This is a genomic window from Dyadobacter sp. HNCC25DJ187 (genome assembly GCF_056895255.1).
On record NZ_JBXHAT010000002.1, the window covers coordinates 2,353,992 to 2,372,926 of the forward strand.

The window sequence follows — 18,935 nt, forward strand, 5'->3', positions numbered from 1 at the left end:
ATGATAAATCGCCATGAAATAGTTTATTTTTTTACTCATAAAACTTGATTACCAGATCAATCCTAGTTAATCTTAATAACGCTAACTTGAATAGTATGAAAAAAGTATCCCAGTTGATTTATTCGTTTGCTTTGGGTGCGTTAGTGGCTCTGCCTTCTATCGCTCAACCATTGGAGCAGCCGAATTCTCCGGATTACAATCCTAAAGCTTCTTATGACGGTCCTTACAAAATGAACACATGGTCGATTTCTGCCCATTTCGGACCATCAATGTTTTTTGGAGACTTACGGGAATATGATTTCTGGCCAGTAACAACAACTTCTGCTGACAGACATAAGGAATCCGGAACTATTCAGGGAGGAATTAGTATCAACAAACAACTTTCCTACCTTTTCGGCGCTCGTCTTGACGGATCTCTCGGAAACCTGAGGGGTATGAAAAGCCGTAATTACAATCGCTATTTTGAAGGTAACTATGCTGATGTATCTCTTTCAGGAACAGTTAACTTGAAAGGCCTCTTAATGGGACCTAACAAAATGAAGAGATGGAAAGTAGATTTATACGCCGGTTTCGGACGTGTATTCTATGACGCAACTGCATACAGTCTTACAGGTGGTGTGCCATTGCGTGAGACAGGAAAGAAAAATGACTGGGTTATTCCAACAGGACTTAACATCAATTATGAATTGACTCCACGTCTTGACCTTGGTCTTGATTTCCGTCTTAATCATGCTAACACTGATTACTTGGATGCTACCTGGGGTGGTGATTATGACCTTACTCCTGATTTGGACTTCATTAAAAATCAGAAAACTTCTCGTAAAGGAAATTCTGAACTTGATAAATACGGTTACGGTGCAATCCAACTTACTTATAAGTTAGGTAAAAAACCTCTTAAAGTGAAGAAAGTGGATGGCAAGTGGGATTACAAGCCAGAAGATGGTTACTACAACCTCCGCTATACAGATCCTAAAGTGTTGCTGAAAGCACCTAAGATTCTTACACTTGAAGAAATGGATTCAGTTGCGAAAGCAAACCGTCCAAAAGATATCGACCCACGTTTGTTGCTTGATACAGATGGTGATGGTGTTTCTGACTTCTTCGATAAAGAGCCTAACTCACCAGCTGGTTCAATTGTAGATGGTAGTGGTCGTGTGCTTGACTTTGACACTTACGTGAAGAACGCACTGGCAACAGGTGCAGCTTGCAGCGAAATATTTGCGAACGTTCAGTTTGAAACTGATAAAAACGTCATCAAACCTGAATTCCAGGAAATATTGAAAAACGTTGCACAGTTGATGAACAAAAACGGATGCCGTCTGCAACTTGCCGGACATGCTGACCGTCGTGCAACAGATCGTTACAACATGGCTCTATCACGTCGTCGTGTAGATGCAGTGAAAAACTTCCTGATCAACGAAGCAGGTCTTACTGATCCAAGCAAAGTAATTGTTGACTACTTCGGAGCATTCAAGCCAATCGCTGATAGCGCTACTAAGGCAGGTCTTCAGAAAAACCGCCGCGTGGAATTGAAATTGCTTCCATAAGCAAATAAGAAATGCTAAATAAATAAGAGGGCTCCGAAAGGAGCCTTTCTTATTTCAGCTGAGTAGAATAACGATCTGAAAACTTACATATCCGCACTAGTAATACGAGCTAATTCAATGAAACAATACGATTACCTGATAGTGGGAGCCGGACTTTGGGGCTCCGTTTTTGCGCACGAAGCAAATAAAAGAGGAAAAAAGTGTCTGGTCATCGATCGTCGTGAACATACAGGAGGTAACATTTATTGTGAAAACGTAGAGGGCATCAATGTCCATAAATACGGAGCACATATTTTTCATACCAATGACAAGGAGATTTGGGATTATGTAAATTCCTTCGTTGAGTTCAACAGATACACCAATTCACCGGTAGCAAATTATTACGGAGAATTATATAATCTTCCGTTCAATATGAACACCTTCTATCAATTATGGAAGGTAAAAACTCCTGCAGAAGCACAAGCCAAAATTCAGGAACAAGTAAAGGCTGCGGGTATCACTGATCCCAAGAATCTGGAAGAACAAGCCATATCACTGGTCGGTACTGACATCTATGAAAAACTCATAAAAGCATATACAGAGAAGCAATGGGGACGTAAGGCAACTGAATTGCCTGCTTTCATCATCAAGCGACTTCCGGTTCGTTTTACGTTTGATAATAATTACTTCAATGATCGCTACCAGGGTATTCCTATCGGAGGCTATAATAAGCTGACAGAAGGTTTGCTAAACGGAATTGAAACAAGGCTCGGAGTTGACTTCTTTAAAGATCGCGAGAGTCTTTCCAATTTGGCTGAGACGATAGTTTATACTGGTCAGATTGATGAATATTTCGATTTTCAATACGGTCAGCTGGAGTATCGTAGCTTGCGATTTGAAAATCAATTACTGGATCAGCAAAATTATCAGGGAAATGCTGTTGTAAACTATACCGATGGTGAAACAGAATTTACACGAATTATTGAACACAAACACTTTGAATTCGGCACGCAAGACAAAACGGTCATTACTCATGAATACCCGCAGGAGTGGACTAAGGGCGCAGAACCCTATTATCCTGTGAACGACGATAAAAATTCAGATGTATTTAATAAGTATAAAGCTTTAGCCTCTTCTGAACAAAATGTAATCTTTGGCGGAAGACTTGCCGAGTACCGATATTACGATATGCATCAGGTTGTAGGGTCGGCCTTAAGCAAGGTCAAGAAGCATTTCCTATAATACATCGAGATCTCATTTATAAAAAAAGCTCATTTGTTTAGTCAGACAAATGAGCTTTTTCCATTCTCACCCTTTGACTGATATCTTAGCTACAGTATGAGACTTATCTCCAAACTACCCGTCTCATAGCTACTTCAGCTTTAGATACCCTTAATTGAATAGAAAGCGAAGAGCAACATCTAACCTTATCTTTTCAGTTATGCGTACAACTCTGGAAGATATTTTGAAGACGCCGTCATCTACATCAGACGAAAATCAGATTATAAAAAAATCTATACAGTTATTACAAAGCTGGCCTTGGGTACTGCTATCGTTATGCTTATCGCTATCTGCTGCTTTCATTTACCTACGCTACAAGATGCCGGTTTATGAAATAACCTCAACAATTTTAGTCAAAGACGACACAAAAGGATCAGACCTGGGTGAGGCTGCTATGATGGCAAATCTCGGTCTGTCGGCAGGAAAGAGTAATGTAGATAATGAGGTGGAAATTCTGAAAAGCCGTATGCTGATGGAAAAGGTCATTCAGGATCTTCAACTATTTACGACCTATTCCGTAAAAGGAAACATAAAAAATACTGAACTATTTGACCAGTCCCCTGTCCTACTCCACTTCATAGAGTCCCCTATTCTTCCCAAAAAGCATATTCCAAAGATCTATACCATTCATTTTCTCGAACACGATTCTTTAGAAATTGCCGCTGCAGATAAATCGTGGATTATTTCGCTGGGAGACACGCTGTTATTACCAGAAGGAAAAGCGACAATTACCTCAGGTATAGAAAGGCCGGATAATAATAACACTTACGAAATGGCCATTTCCGGCCTTCAGGAAACGATCCAGAAATACAGTAAAGCGCTGAGGGTTTCGGCTACCAACAAGCAAGTCAGTACCGTCACCATCAAACTTACTGACCTTAATCCGGTAAAAGGGGAAGCAATATTGAAACGGTTGATCACCAATTATTTGGAAGTAAGTCAAGCTGATAAGAACAGGATAGCTGAACAAACAATAAGTTTTATCAATAACAATCTGGATACAGTTTCCCAGCAAGTGGCTTCACTCGAGCAGCAAATGGAACAGTTCAGAAGAAATCAGCAACTCGCTGATCTGCATGAACAATCCCGGCTTATGATAACTGACCTGGGTAAATATGAGACACAAATTGTAGAGATACAAAGCCAGCGGAATATGGTAGAATCCTTACTACGATTGATTGCGGCAAATAAGGACATTCCTATTCCATCATCAATCCTTCTACAACAACCTGCATTTCTTGCTACAATCAGCAAATACAATGAGATTCAGATGTTGAGAGAAAAAGCGAAATCAGGAACCGGAGAATCTCATCCGTTTATGCAGGGCTTGAATAAACAAGTTGCAGATATTAAGCAGGAGCTCATAGGACATATAGAATCCCGTAAGTCGGAACTTGATATTATTTATAAAGCAAATTCCCACGCTGCAGGTACCGTAAAATCCCAATTGAAAAAAATCCCGACGATCGAGAGGCAATTTTTAGATCTCCAGCGCCAACTTCAAATCAAACAAGAATTACATACGTTTCTGCTAAAAAAGCAAATAGAGACTTCCATTTCAAGATCTTCAAATCTGCCCAATGGAAGAATTATTGACCCTCCCCTGGCAGATTATAATCCCATTTCCCCTGACAAACAAATTACACTCTTACTTGCATTACTATCGGGTATTCTCATACCGGTAATCCTATTAAGTCTTCGTGATATCTTTAATATACGCCTCACTTCTAAACAGGAACTAACAGAAAAGGTTAAAGCTCCCCTGATAGGAGAGATCGAATTTCAGCACAAAGCACTTTTTCAATTTGACAAAAACCCTATAGCTGAGCAGTTTCGTACATTAAGAACCAACCTTCAATTCCTCGTTGCAGGTCAAAAAAACAAAGTTGTACTTATTACTTCCGGAATGAGCGAAGAAGGTAAAACCTTTGTAGCTACTAACCTTTGTCATTCACTACATTTTTCAGGTAAAACTGTTATCCTACTCGACTTTGATCTGCGCAAACCGCAAGTTGGAAAAACGCTTCAGTTACATGGAAAAGGGATTTCAGAATATGTTATTTCGAGTGCTCCATTGGAAGGTTTTATACAACATTATGACAACAAATTTGCCGTTATCACAGCAGGTATAATTCCTCCTAATCCGGCAGAACTAATTGAAAGCAGTCGTATATCCGAAGCCATTCTTACATTGAAACAGGAGTATGATTATGTCATTATTGACAGTCCACCTTTTGAGTTAGTGACCGATGCAAAGCTTTTAAGTCAATATGCAGATTTGACACTTTACGTCGTACGGCAAAACTTTACATTCCGACATCAACTAGAAGCCATTCAGCATATCTATGAGACAGATCAACTACCGAAACTTCATATCATATTAAATAGTGCCAAACGTAACGCTTCTTATGGATATACCTATGGCTAAAAGTAAATAGAATACCACTCAACGATCCCTGCCAATCTGAAATCAAAAAGTCAACAGTAATGAATTCAGCTATATATTCAATTGCAGATGTAGGTCAGGCGCATGACGGTAGTATAGAGGCAGCACATAACTACATTAATTTGCTTGCTACCACAGGCGTTGACGCAGTCAAATTTCAAATTCACATCGCAGATGCAGAGAGCAGTATCTTCGACTCTTTCCGAATTCCTCCTCAAAGAGAAGAGACCCGAATGGAATACTGGAAAAGAATGGAGTTTACCCCGGAAGAATGGGCCGGATTAAAAATGCATTGTAAGAATGCCGCTGTTGATTTCCTGGCGACACCTTGTTCAATTCAGGCTGTTGATCTACTCAAAAGGCTGCATGTTAACAGATTTAAAATTGGCTCGGGTGATACCTCTAACTTATTGATGCTTGATATGATCAGCAGAACAGGAAAAGAAATGATTATCTCTACAGGAATGAGCTCTATCCCGGAACTTGATATTACCTGTCATTTTCTTAAAAACAGAAATGCGAGTTTCTCACTATTACAATGCGCTTCTGCTTATCCCTCTACAGAGGAACAGTGGGGGCTGAATCAGATTATTGAGCTGAAGAAAAGATATCAGGTATCAACAGGTTTTTCAGATCATTCAGGAGACATTTTCGCGTCATTGGCTGCTGCTACAGTGGGCGCTGAAATAATTGAATTTCATGTCACTGAGAGTAAAAATAGTACTGCCCCGGATGCATCATCTTCTCTTACACCCCAACAGATTAAACAATTAATTACGGGGATCAGAAAAATTGAGACAGCTCTCAAACAACCGGTTGACAAGACAGATCACGGAGGTTATAAAGAAATGAAAAGACTTTTTGAAAAATCATTGTCTGTAAATGTGGATTTGCCTGCAGGCCATATCCTTACCATTAATGATCTTGAGACAAAGAAGCCAGCCGGACAAGGTGTACCTGCCGGAAATTTCGAAATAGTAATTGGCAAAAGACTTACCAGGGATCTGGCACAATGGGATTTTATCACGGAAAATGACATCCTATGAAACGCAATATATGTGTGGTGATAACAGCAAGAGCGAGTTACAGCAGGGTAAAGTCTGTTCTCCGTGCAATTGACAAGCATCCGTCTCTATCGCTGACTCTTGTTGTAACAGGCAGTGCATTATCCGAGAAGTTCGGATCAGCTATTGATCAGATCATTCGAGATGGTTTCAGCATTCAGGCCCAGTTATCAAATATACTGGAAAGCTGCAGCCTGGCAGATGTACCCAAGACAATTGCTCTGGCTATCATCGACCTATCCACTTTTTTTGCACATCATAAACCCGATTTTGTTATTACAATAGCTGATCGTTCCGAAACCGTTGCAACAGCTTTGGCGTCGGCCACTATGAACATTCCCTTAGTTCACATACAGGGAGGTGAAATAAGTGGTAACATCGACGATAAAATTAGAAACGCTGTAACACAGTTAGCCGATTTTCATTTTGTTGCCACTGAACAGGCGAAGCTAAGAGTAATAAGAATGGGAGTAAATCCGGAGCGGGTTTTTAAAACCGGTTGTCCTTCCATAGATATTGCCTTTGATGTTCTTCAAAGCAAACTACTGGACTTTGATCCGTTTATTAAATACGGTGGTGTCGGTGCATCATTCGATCATACAAAAGGCTATCTGGTTGTGATGCAACACTCCGTAACAACAGAATATCTTTCGGCGGATAAGCAAATACAACAGACATTCCTTGCCATAGAGAAACAAAAATTACCAGCGTTCTGGTTTTGGCCAAATGCTGATCCCGGAACCGATAAAATTGCCAAACAAATACGGAGCTACAGAGAGAAAAATCCAGGAACTCCTATTCATTTCTTTCGGAACATGTCGCCCGAAGATTTCCTGAAATTAATATCAAATGCAAAATGCCTTATCGGAAACTCCAGTGTGGGTATACGGGAATCAGCGGTATTGGGAGTTCCGGTCGTTAACATAGGAAACAGGCAAAAAGGACGGGAACGCGCTGCGAATGTCATTGACACTGATCATAACGCCAATGACATTCTGAAAGCCATTGAGAAGCAAATCGAGCATAAGCCATACACGAGTAATCACCTGTACGGACAGGGAAATACGGGCGAATATATAGCAAACATTCTGAGTGATCTTCTTCTGGATAGAACAACATGATGTATAACGAACCTCACATTCTCGCTGTCATTCCTGCACGAGGCGGCTCCAAAGGGATTCCGGGCAAAAATCTTCGAATGCTCGGTGGAAAGCCTTTGATTCAATACACATTTGAGTCAGTCAATGAGGCGCAGTCGCTAAGTAGGGTCATTCTATCAACAGACTGCCACAACATTGCAGCTTCCGCCAATAAATTCCCGAACATACATGTACCGTTTTTCCGCCCGGATATACTTAGTGGTGATGAAGTCCCATCTATTAAAGTTTTACAACATGCTGTTGAGTACTATGACGCAGTAAATGTCAGTTTCGATTATGTCTGTTTATTACAACCAACTAGCCCATTCAGGCCTACCGGACTCATTGATCTGGCTGTAGCAACCGTTCTGAATACCAAGTCAGATAGTTTGGTAACGATAAAAAAGGTACCCAATAAATACAATCCGCATTGGGTATACGAAAATATCAACGGACAACTGACAATTTCTACAGGTGAAAAAAATCTCATTCCCCGCCGGCAGGAACTGCCCGACACATTTTATAGGGATGGGCAAATATATATCACCAGTACGGAGCTCATTCGAAATGGCAAAATATTAGGAGAATATCCAACCGGTTTACTGAATCAAACAGGAGCAGATATCAACATTGATACTACCGAAGACTGGCAACAAGCCGAAATCTGGATTAACAATGGACGCTACTAACAAAAAACGATTACTTCTGCTTATCACGAACGGATATGCTGCGACGAATATAATCCATAGCGGATTAATCAGGAAACTGGCTACAGAATATGAAGTTTATGTACTTTCAGATATCATTGACGAGGAAGTAAAATCAATCATTAACCGAAATTTCAATATTCATATCCACCGCAGCAATCTCCGGATCTACGAGGAGCCGGTTTTACTGAAAATCGCAAGAAGGCTTGAGAAACTACTGTTTATGAGTTATTTCCAGGTAAAAACACAGCAGATTAAAAACGGTGAATTGCCATTGCTGTATCGATTTTTAATTACAACAATACATGCTTTTACTTCATTCCGCTATCTGTCTGCATTTTTGCTTCGGTCTTTGAGAACGTTTATCATTCAGTATCCTGCTATCAACTTTTTAGACCCTTTTCACTTCGACGGAGTAATCTCGACTTCTCCACTCGATATGAGAGAAAACATGATCGTCAATGATCTCAAAAAGAGAAATGTACGCTCCTTAGCGATTGTCATCAGTTGGGATAATCTTACATCCAAGGGAGTAATTAATTCAGATCATGACTGTGTGCTGGTATGGAATAGTATCATGGCGAAAGAATATCACCGATTTTATTCTGTTTTAAGTCATCACCAAGCCAGGGTTGAGATTGCAGGAATTCCAAGATTCGACATATACAAGCGATCTGAAATACTCCACTCCGACGATCATTTATTTGACTATATCCCCGGTTCCCGCCTGACTATACTTTTTGCTACGAGTGCAGTAAAACACTTCCCAAACCAGGTTGATATTCTGGATCATTTGATGGAATATGCTGTTCTGCGAAATAACATCTTGATTCTTTTACGCTGTCATCCCGGCGATGATGTTTCAAAATATCAGAAGTACAAGAATCACCGTCTTCTAGAAATAGAAACTGTTAAACCCATAACAGAAAATTCATCCGTTCCGGATTTAAACGATCTGCAGCGGCTCGCCTATTTACTCAGGGAATGTACGGTTTGTGTACAAGTTGCATCCACCATTCGCCTTGAAGCAGCTCTTTGTAACAAACCGATAATAAGTATTGCCTATGATGGCGATGCGCATTTACCAGAGCATCTATCTGTGAAGCGACTTTACTCTTATTCTCACCAGCTGGCATTAAACAGTCTTGGTATTGATCAATTTGCTTACAGCAAGGCAGAATTATTCCTGCACCTGGATAAGTTGATTATCGAAAAAAAAGAGATTGATAACCGGGAGAAACTGCTTGATTTTATCCCTCAAACAAAACTACCTGCGATGCAAACTACCATGAAATATATTAATCAATGGCTGAGATAATTCGGGATATCATCAAGAAATTTACTATTTCACTGGCCTTGACAACGGTTTTATCAGCGCTTGTTCAAAACCTGCTTCATGTAGGAGAAAGTGCTTTTCAAAGTTTCGGAGTGATCCTTTTTATCATTTACACTACTGTATCACTATTTACATTTTCCCGGCATAAACTGTTTTTTGTACTTTCCATTCCTGTTTTCACTCAGTTCTTTCACATTTTTCAACGATACCACTTTACTACAGGTGGCAACTCCCTCTGGCGACTTACACCCTTCATAATTCTGGATCTTTATTTGCTTCACTTTCTGGCTAGTATTCCTACCAGATACAACAAGGCTCCCATTACCATTATTTTGACATGGCTTATTTCCAGCTGCTTTTTCCTGGCTATCTCTCCCAATTTACCACAGATATTATTAGGAGGAATTATCATGTATGTCTTTACTATACCCTTGTTATTTGTTTATCTGGGTATTGCTGCTCAAGCTACTGATTTCAGTGTAAAAACTGAGAAATATATAAGCATCCTGTTCATCACGCTTTGTTTGGGTACAATCGCTTTGGTGTACCTCAGCGCCGGCTATAAAGGCACCGACAATCTTTTAGCCACACGAAACATCGCTGACACGAATACAACCATGGCCTATTTCATACTGCTCTGGCCATTTAGTATGCAATATGCGGTGAGAAATGGATTGGGCATTTTAAGTAAAATGGGATTATCAGCGATTTTCCTGACAGTTGTTCTTCTCTCCTTCTCCCGAGGAGCTCTGTTGATTGTCTTACCTTTCATGGTATTGAGCTGTCTCTTTAAATCATCTTTCATTCACTTCAGATGGGTAATTGCGATAGCTGGAACAACCTATTTTTGTCTACCAGATATTTTACAAATTGCCGGGCAACTCGATCTGATGTACTTCTGGACTTTAAGATTCGCAGATGTAGATTCGTTATCTGCTGTAATTAACAATCTGGAAAAGCTAAGTGGCAGATCAGAAATTCATGAAATTGCCTACCAACTTTTTCGGGACCGGCCACTTTTCGGAAATGGAACAGGGAGTTTTGAGGTGCTGGGACCTGGCTACAGAGAAGCCCACTCATTATGGTATACCGTTTTATCCGAGCAAGGAATAACAGGTGCTGCACTTATTTATTCTCTGTTTGCCGGATTAGTACTTACCCTGATCAGAAACAGGAACTCCATACAGAACCCCATTTTTCTGCTTTCCATTATTTTCTTCCTGATCTTCAACCATAGCGTGGGCAGCACCTTTGTGATTCTGACCGGGAAAAGTATTAGTATAAATTGTATAGCTCCGATGCTGCTGATGGTTATATATTTCTATTTTGTCAGTCGGAATGATCTTGAAAATTCAGTAGCTGTGACGATATGAACATTCTTCAATCGTTTTCGTATACATTTTTCACGAAGGTTTTCGCAATGGCTTTTCTGTTGTTGTCAAGAGTATTACTTACCCGCACACTGACACCATCAGCTCTGGGATCATTTGGAAATGCACTTAATCTTACCATTCTTTTTGCAAGATGGAGTACCCTGGGCACAGTTCCCGCCACTCAGTTTATCGCTGCCAAGTACCCTAATGCCCGAAATGAAGTACTCACGATTACATTTGCTTCATCGCTCGCTCTGGGCATATTGGGCTTATCGCTCGTCTATTTCTTTAACACACAAATATTTAATGAACAACTTATTCATGACAGTTCCGCAAAAGCAATATTTGAAAAGCTGATCCTTTTTCTCCCTGTAATTATTTTATCCATGACATTGCCCATGTTTCTATTAGGACAGGGACATTTCAAGGGATATACAATGTCACAAATTATTCCTTTGGCAATACAAACCATCCTGATGGGATATGCTTTTATTGTCGCAGTTCCGATTAAGATGGTAGTAGCCGGACAAATGGCTTACTGGACATTGATGGCAGGTATTAGCTTCTTCCAAACCAACTTCTTCAGCTTTCATTTTGCAATTAATTTCAAAATAACAACTGAATTTATCAGTATGGCCCTTAAGATGCTTCCTATCGTCATCTTACAATATGGTTTGGCTCGGTTAGCGGTTTTGGCAGGTAATCATTATCTTTCTGCGAGCGACCTTGGTCATTTTATACTTGCTTCAAATCTTTCAGAAGCCCTTCTGATCCTCTACACCGCAGGAACTCCTATTATTTTCAATCAAGCTCTGAAATCCGAGTCTCGCTCATCTATACTGATAAAGGCAATACGTTATGCTAACATAGTAATGATCCCCGCACTCATTTTAATGGTGGCAATAGGCGAGTCCATTTTTATCTACTTGTTTGGAGAACTATATCATAAAAGTTGGACGCTCTTAATACTTTTATCCCCAGGTATACTCACGCATGGCATTTCAACACTGTCTGTGAATCATCTTATTGCTACCGGGAAAACCGTGATAGTTAGTTACATATATCTGGCTGGCATCCTGACATTTGTTGTCGCCTGTATTTTATTATGCCCTGTGTATGGTGTTACGGGCTTATGTTTATCTTCCGTATTATCCTCACTGGCAACTGCACTTATTTGTATATCCCTGATCCTGAGAGATTCCGACAACAAACTCATCTCATTATTGCTACCGAAAAAAGGTGACTGGAACACTTTGAAAAGCAGATTATTTCGGAAATATCACAGATTTTAGTTTCGGAAATTCATGAAGGATAAAATTCTTATTATTGGTAAAATTCCTCCCCCTATCGGAGGTGTGACCATCCACGTGTCCAGACTTTTAGAACAGTTACACATTGTAGGATTTACGCATTTTAACTTTCTTGATATAAGCTGCACATCATTAAGAACCATTATAACCCAAATCCTTCATCACCATATTATTCACCTGCACACTTCTAATCCCTACTTCCAGTTCTTAACAGCTATTTTTTCAAAACTTACCGGAAAAATACTCTTTATTACCTTCCACGGGAATATCGGCAGGTATGGAAGGTTTCGCAACCTATTGACGTTACTTGCCTGCAAATACTGTACTGTACCAATTGTTCAGAATGAATACAGCGAACTAAAAGCTTTAAAACTGAACTCCAATACGATCTGTATTGGTGCATATATTCCTGCCACATTTCAGAATCCCCTTGCACCAGGCATTTCATTGTTGATTCAGACCTTTGCCGCAGATCATGACTATCTATTCTGTACCAATGCAAGTACGCTGTCATTTGATAGATCCGGAAGGGAAATTTATGGCATTTCAGATTTGATAGATGTATTTGCATCTACACCAAGAGCAGGACTGATCATTTCAGATTCTTCCGGGCAATACCTCTCCTACATCACATTAAGAAAAATCATATCTCCTAATATTCGCTTCATTTCAATCCAGCACGACTTTCTAAACATTCTGGATTATGCAGATGCGATGATAAGAAACACTATCACAGACGGAGATTCGATATCTGTACATGAGGCTCTGCACAAAGGTCTGGTAGTCTTCGCCACTGATTGTGTCCCGCGCCCTCATGGTTGCACAGTATATCAGGATATTGAAAATCTGGATTTGGTAAAATATCTGGAAGACAAGCTTGCGTACAAACCAGCTCAATGCAGCCAAGTCAATATTATGGAAACATTACTTCATTTATATCGTACTTACCTGGGAAGGTCGTAACTAGGAAAATATGTAACTGTAGAAATACTATAAAAAAACAAAGGCATAGAAAAACTTCCATGCCCTGTTTCACACTATACACACACTATATTTTTAATTTCTATATATCTGTTATTAAGAAATCTTCATTTTGAATTGATACCGCAAAATAACAAATTAAAGTTATCACAAAAAAACTTTAAGTAATGATTTTCTGCATTCTAAGCAATTTGTAATAAAAAGTTGACGGTTTATAGTCCAAAAACGATTCCTGAGCAGTCTACCTCTTACTATCAGCGTATAAGTTTACAAAATTATTACTAGTTCCCTTCTGTAATCTTTCCAATGGACAGTTTATTTTAAGACTAAACTATGTTTTGCATGCAGCGCTTTTAAGCAGCTCTGGCCACTTCTACCATCGGTCTTTGTTCATATAAACGTAATATTTACAACAATTGTTGTATCGACACGCATTATCACCGCAGAAAATAAAGCCCTGATAGACCTATTCAAATTCCCGTTCAAGTTATAGCTCCCTATTGTACGGTCATTCTACTATGAAATACCATCGGGATGTACTTATTTTGTTAAATAATTTCTCTTCGTTCAATTTCTGGATGAAAAATGGACAAAAAAACTGGAAAACCTGTTAACTACCGGTAGTCGCTCCAAAGTATTCAAAACACTACCCCGCTAATAATTTTAATATGCGTATTAATCCTGAAACCGTAGACAGAATCAAGCAAGCCGCTGATATAGTGGAGGTTGTAGGAGATTTCGTGTCATTAAAAAAGAAGGGAGCTAATTACTCTGCATGCTGTCCATTCCACAATGAGAAAACACCATCTTTCAATGTAAACCCTGTAAGGCAGATATACAAGTGCTTTGGATGTGGGGCCGCCGGTGATGCCATCAAATTCGTCATGGATGTTGATGGTATTGGCTATGGTGAAGCCCTGCGGTACCTTGCTGATAAATATGGTATAGAGGTTGCAGAAGAAGAAGTAACCAATGAAGAAGCCGTCAGGCAGAATGCACGGGAAAGCCTCTATATAGTTCTTAATTATGCCAAAAATTTCTACCAACAACATCTGCATGAAAATGAAGAAGGCCAGGCGATTGGTCTGAGCTACTTCCGTGAACGGGGATTCAGTAATAATATACTTAAGAAATTTGAGCTGGGCTATAGTCTGGATAAATGGGATTCTTTTTCGAAGGAAGCTTTAGAGAAGGGTTATTCTGCCGAGGTTTTGGAAAAAGCCGGGTTGCTGATACATAAAGAAGGCAGTAATACAAGTGGATATGATCGTTTTCGCGGTAGAGTCATTTTTCCGATACATAATGTTGCCGGTAAGGTCATCGCCTTTGGTGCCAGGATATTAAAAACAGACAAAAACCAGCCTAAATATCTCAATTCTCCGGAAACTGAGGTATACCATAAAAGTGATGTATTGTATGGGATATATCAGGCAAAAAATGCGATCAGGCAACAAGATCATTGTTATCTGGTGGAGGGATATACAGATGTTATTTCACTTCAACAGGCAGGTATTGAAAATGTGGTAGCATCTTCAGGAACATCACTTACCACTGAGCAGATAAAACTCATAGGTCGCTTTACACCAAACGTAACCATTCTTTATGATGGTGACGTGGCCGGTATCAAAGCTGCACTTCGAGGGCTGGACCTTGTACTGGAAGAAGGTTTAAATGTGAGTATTCTGCTTTTTCCTGATGGTGATGATCCCGACAGCTATGTACGGAAAGTAGGTGCGGAAGCTTTCAAGGAGTATCTAAAAAAAGCATCGAAAGACTTTATTACATTCAAAACAGAAACATTACTGCAGGACGCAGGCAACGATCCATTCCGGCTTGCAGCAGTTATCGGCGAGGTAGTAAATAGTATTATTAAGATACCTGATGCTATAAAACGGCAGGTTTTCTTCCATAGGACGGCTGATATGCTGAAAGTGGATGAACAGATGTTGATTACTGAGGGAAATAAGCTTCTTCGTAAACAGCAATCTCAAAAGCCACAGGAAAGAACTAACCGTCAACCTGGTTTTGTACCTTCGTCCCCGGTGGACATACAACTTTCAGCTCCAGAGCCTAACCCATTTGAACCAATCGCGTTCGAAGGCCCACCTGCTGATTTTTTCGGGACTCCGGTAGAAGAACAGGAAGCACTGGTTCAACATTCCAGACTTTATTATCAGGAGCAGGCATTTATCAAATTGCTTGTCCTATACGGAACCAGGGAGCTTGAACCTGGTACAACAGTTTCCCAATACGTTTTAGGAGAAATTGAGGGGATAAATTTTAAGGATACTGTATTTAGTCATTTGTTGACGTTGTTCAGAGAACATCTTGGGCGTAATTCCATATTGTCTACAGAATACTTCCTGAATCATCATGAGTCTGAAATACGAAATATGACGATTGACTGGCTTACCCCTAAATATGAGTTAAGCGAATTATGGTCTGAAAAATTTGAGATCTATGTTCCCTTCGAAACAGATGTTTTGGATAAAACTGCTTTCATCAATATTTTGAGACTTAAAAAAGCATTTGTGGAAGAAAAAATGAAGGTCTGTCAGCAACAACAGATTCAGGCTAAATCGGTTGAAGAGGAGATTGCTGTTATGAAAGAATATCTGTTTTACAAAGGAATAAGTATGGCTGCTGCAAAGGAACTGGGAAATGTAGTAGGTTAATGCTTGATTTAATGATGCTTTAACACACTTTCGACCTTATGGCTGATTTTCGTTTACGGGTGTTTTATACGGTTGCACAGACACTTAATTTTAACCGTGCCTCAGAACAGCTGCACATCAGTCAGCCGGCTGTAACGAAACACATTAAGGAACTGGAACAATACTATGCTATCACCTTATTCGACAGAAGCCGGAAGCAGATCAAACTGACCCGGGCAGGAGAGGTACTCCTTCAGCATGCACACCTGATCTTTGAACAATACCAAAAGCTGGAGTTTGACATCAATCTGTTGCAGAACAGAACAGAAGGCGTTCTGCAAATTGGAGCAAGTACAACCATTGCTCAATACGTTATTCCTCAATACCTGGCTTATTTTCATAGCAGATTTCCTGAAATTCGTATTGAACTCACGAACGCCAACTCGCTTGACATTGAACAGCTTTTGTTGCGTAAAAAAATAGATCTTGGTCTGGTGGAAGGTCCTGTACGTCATACCGATCTGAAGTACACTACTTTTTTGCAGGATGAGATCGTACTTGTAACTGGCACAAAAAACAGTAGTAAGAAAAGATTGATTTCAGCAACGGAACTCTCCGGCCTTCCTTTGCTCGTGAGGGAAAGTGGCTCAGGTACTGCTGAAATCATCGATAACCATCTATCTTCCTTCGGGTTAACCTATAATCAGCTAAATGTGCATATGCAGCTTGGTAGTACTGAAAGCATTAAAAATTACCTTGTATTTTCAGAAGCCTATGCCTTTCTTTCCATTTATAGTATTAAGCAGGAATTGCTAGATGACCGGCTCGCTATTGTAGATGTAGAAGGGCTTGATATTCAGCGCATGTTTTCCTTTGTATATCGCCAGGGTCAGCCCTCACCACTGGCAAAGCTTTTTATGAAGTTCACGGCGCTTGAACGAAAATAGTTATATCTGTATTTAAAAATTTCGCACATGAAGACTTCAGGATTATTTCTGCTCTTACTTCCATTAGCTCTGATATTAACCAACTGTAAAACATCCTACCGGTTATTAAAACCGGATCAGGAGAAAGGATTTCGTCTTGCCGACTACCCTACTTTTGGATTTTACGATATTGACACACAAGGTAATGCCAGTTCACCAATATTTGAGAAAAACATTACTGTAACGAAAGCAGCAGTAGCAGCCAACATGGCAAAAAAGGGATTAAACGAGGCGCAGGAACCTGCCTTGAAAATAAATCTGGCTTTATTGGTAAAAGAACAAGTGCAGACCAGAGAAACTAACTTTCTGACGGATGGCTATCCAAGATACATGGGACAGCGTCGCTACTCCTGGAAAAGTGAAGAAGTTCCCGTTGGAAAGTATAAGGAGGGTACAATCCTTATAGAATTGGTTGACGCGAGTAATGATAAACTGGTATGGAAAGGAGGTGCAAAAGGCGTATTACCAGAAAAAAACCGGGATATCGCAGATAATATTAATGATGCCATCAGTGAAATTTTCATGAAGATACCATAGCAAAAAGAGGTTGGCATCTTTTCAGATGACCAACCTCTTAGATCTATACGCTGTGGTATTAAGCGTTATTGTTCACAACTCCGCGAACTTTATCATTTACGTTTTCTGCAACTGTACCTGCTTTTTCTTTAGCTGTACTTACATTTTTCAAAAAGCCGTCTTTAAGCTTTTCTGCAAGAATCGCTAATTCTTCAAAGCTTTTGTCATACTGACCTTTCGCGCTGTCACCCAGATCATTCGCTCTATTTTTGATCAGTTTGCGTGATTCTTTTCCGCTTTTTGGAGCTACCAAAAGTCCGATGGCGATACCAGTCAACAATGCACCTACCGATCCTATCAGAAATTTTTGATTCTTGTTCATATGAATTGTCTTATTTTGTGTGATGATAAATTAAATTATCCCTAAACTAATCAAAATACTGTGCCATATCAACCCAAAGCCATGTTTTCTAACTTGTTTCGCAAGATTCTTCCGGCATTATTAATCGTTTTGGCTTTTATTTATCCCAGTGCATACGGACAATGGAAAGTGCTTGACATCAAATCCAAAGCACATATGAGAGCTGTGCATGCGGTAACCTCAAATGTGTGCTGGATCGCCGGAACAGGGGGTAATGTATATAAAACGCTTGACGCTGGTAAGTCGTGGACAACCGTGAAAATCCCCGAAGCAGATTCGCTTGATTTTCGAGATATACATGCTTTTGATCGGGAAACAGCTATTGCAATGAGTTCAGGAGAAGGTGAAAAAGGTAAGGCAAAGATATACCGCACCGAAGATGGTGGTACCACCTGGAGTCTTGTGTATCAAACTACACAAAATGGGGCTTTTCTGGATGGAATCGACTTTTGGGATAAAAACAGAGGTATTTGTTTGGGTGATCCCATAGATGGAAAATTGTTTTTACTTACTACAGAAGATGGAGGAAAATCGTGGACGGAACTACCTGCTGTAAACCGGCCTGACGTGATTCCCGGAGAAGCATGTTTTGCTGCAAGCGGCACCAGCATCCTGACACATGGAAAAGGACATGTATTTATAGGCTCGGGTGGAGGTACAAAAGCAAGAGTATTTCGGTCTGGGGATTATGGAAAAACATGGAAAGTTTCCGAAACACCAATGCCTGCCGGGCCTACCAGCGGTATATTTGCGTTACGATTTCTATCTCCCACTCACGGAATTGCAGTAGGCGGAGATTATAAACGAACAACCGATTCGACAACTAACGTACTTACAACTTTAGATGGTGGTGCTACCTGGAAATTGGAAAGCATGACAAAGCCAACCGGACTTAAAGAATGTGTTGCCATCTATCACAAAGCGAATGCAGTCTGGAATGGAGACACGCAGGTCAGAGCTGATAACTATACACTGGTTGCAACAGGACCATCTGGTAGCAGTTACTCGGTTGATAAAGGAAAATCATGGAGTGTACTTGGAACTGAGCCATTTCACTCTGTCAGCTTTTCAGGAAATGTCGGCTATGCGGTTGGCGGAAAGGGGCTGATTGGAAAGATTGACAATATCTCCTCGAAGAATAAACGAAGAAGAATAAAGTTTGTGGATTAGTAGAAAATGCCGGCCCAAACCGGCA

The 18,935-nt window shown here is 40.2% G+C and carries 15 protein-coding genes; 14 read left to right on the forward strand and 1 reads right to left on the reverse strand.

Annotation, left to right across the window (positions count from 1 at the left end; all coding sequences use genetic code 11):
- The first annotated feature begins 95 nt into the window (after positions 1-95).
- The 13 genes from AC1XUE_RS20690 to AC1XUE_RS20750 all read left to right on the forward strand — a co-directional run bounded on the left by AC1XUE_RS20690 (position 96) and on the right by AC1XUE_RS20750 (position 17,340).
- Entirely contained in the window at positions 96-1,547 is a 1,452-nt protein-coding gene (locus AC1XUE_RS20690; RefSeq protein ID WP_483357887.1) for an OmpA family protein, read from the forward strand.
- 117 nt (positions 1,548-1,664) lie between these two features.
- Positions 1,665-2,768 (forward strand): UDP-galactopyranose mutase, encoded by a 1,104-nt coding sequence (gene glf / locus AC1XUE_RS20695; RefSeq protein WP_483357888.1) that lies wholly within the window; start codon positions 1,665-1,667, stop codon positions 2,766-2,768.
- A gap of 199 nt (positions 2,769-2,967) precedes the next feature.
- The gene (locus AC1XUE_RS20700; RefSeq protein ID WP_483357889.1) at positions 2,968-5,235 is read left to right on the forward strand and encodes a GumC family protein; all 2,268 of its coding nucleotides are present in this window, start codon (positions 2,968-2,970) and stop codon (positions 5,233-5,235) included.
- A gap of 59 nt (positions 5,236-5,294) precedes the next feature.
- A complete protein-coding gene (locus tag AC1XUE_RS20705) occupies positions 5,295-6,299 on the forward strand; it encodes an N-acetylneuraminate synthase family protein (protein WP_483357890.1) in 1,005 nt (334 codons plus the stop codon).
- Positions 6,296-7,438, forward strand: a complete 1,143-nt coding sequence (gene neuC / locus AC1XUE_RS20710; protein ID WP_483357891.1) for a UDP-N-acetylglucosamine 2-epimerase — start codon at positions 6,296-6,298, stop codon at positions 7,436-7,438. The genes AC1XUE_RS20705 and neuC overlap by 4 nt, the downstream gene beginning before the upstream one ends.
- Positions 7,435-8,145: an acylneuraminate cytidylyltransferase family protein gene (locus AC1XUE_RS20715; RefSeq protein WP_483357892.1), complete on the forward strand. Its 711-nt coding sequence runs from the start codon at positions 7,435-7,437 to the stop codon at positions 8,143-8,145. The genes neuC and AC1XUE_RS20715 overlap by 4 nt, the downstream gene beginning before the upstream one ends.
- Positions 8,132-9,481, forward strand: coding sequence for a hypothetical protein (locus AC1XUE_RS20720; RefSeq protein ID WP_483357893.1), 1,350 nt, complete (start codon positions 8,132-8,134; stop codon positions 9,479-9,481). The genes AC1XUE_RS20715 and AC1XUE_RS20720 overlap by 14 nt, the downstream gene beginning before the upstream one ends.
- On the forward strand, positions 9,469-10,872 hold the full coding sequence (locus AC1XUE_RS20725; RefSeq protein ID WP_483357894.1) for an O-antigen ligase family protein: 1,404 nt from the start codon (positions 9,469-9,471) through the stop codon (positions 10,870-10,872). The genes AC1XUE_RS20720 and AC1XUE_RS20725 overlap by 13 nt, the downstream gene beginning before the upstream one ends.
- A complete protein-coding gene (locus AC1XUE_RS20730) occupies positions 10,869-12,164 on the forward strand; it encodes an MATE family efflux transporter (RefSeq protein WP_483357895.1) in 1,296 nt (431 codons plus the stop codon). The genes AC1XUE_RS20725 and AC1XUE_RS20730 overlap by 4 nt, the downstream gene beginning before the upstream one ends.
- A 12-nt stretch (positions 12,165-12,176) precedes the next feature.
- A complete protein-coding gene (locus AC1XUE_RS20735; protein WP_483357896.1) occupies positions 12,177-13,145 on the forward strand; it encodes a hypothetical protein in 969 nt (322 codons plus the stop codon).
- Between the two features lie 686 nt (positions 13,146-13,831).
- Positions 13,832-15,838, forward strand: coding sequence for a DNA primase (dnaG, locus tag AC1XUE_RS20740; RefSeq protein WP_483357897.1), 2,007 nt, complete (start codon positions 13,832-13,834; stop codon positions 15,836-15,838).
- A gap of 38 nt (positions 15,839-15,876) precedes the next feature.
- Positions 15,877-16,764, forward strand: coding sequence for a LysR substrate-binding domain-containing protein (locus AC1XUE_RS20745; protein ID WP_483357898.1), 888 nt, complete (start codon positions 15,877-15,879; stop codon positions 16,762-16,764).
- Between the two features lie 27 nt (positions 16,765-16,791).
- On the forward strand, positions 16,792-17,340 hold the full coding sequence (locus AC1XUE_RS20750) for a DUF4136 domain-containing protein (protein ID WP_483357899.1): 549 nt from the start codon (positions 16,792-16,794) through the stop codon (positions 17,338-17,340).
- Between the two features lie 58 nt (positions 17,341-17,398).
- Here AC1XUE_RS20750 and AC1XUE_RS20755 read toward each other — a convergent pair whose 3' ends face one another.
- On the reverse strand, positions 17,399-17,701 hold the full coding sequence (locus tag AC1XUE_RS20755; RefSeq protein WP_483357900.1) for a YtxH domain-containing protein: 303 nt from the start codon (positions 17,699-17,701) through the stop codon (positions 17,399-17,401).
- A gap of 81 nt (positions 17,702-17,782) precedes the next feature.
- Here AC1XUE_RS20755 and AC1XUE_RS20760 point away from each other — a divergent pair, with 81 nt between their 5' ends.
- A complete protein-coding gene (locus AC1XUE_RS20760; RefSeq protein ID WP_483357901.1) occupies positions 17,783-18,910 on the forward strand; it encodes a WD40/YVTN/BNR-like repeat-containing protein in 1,128 nt (375 codons plus the stop codon).
- Positions 18,911-18,935: the final 25 nt, after the last annotated feature.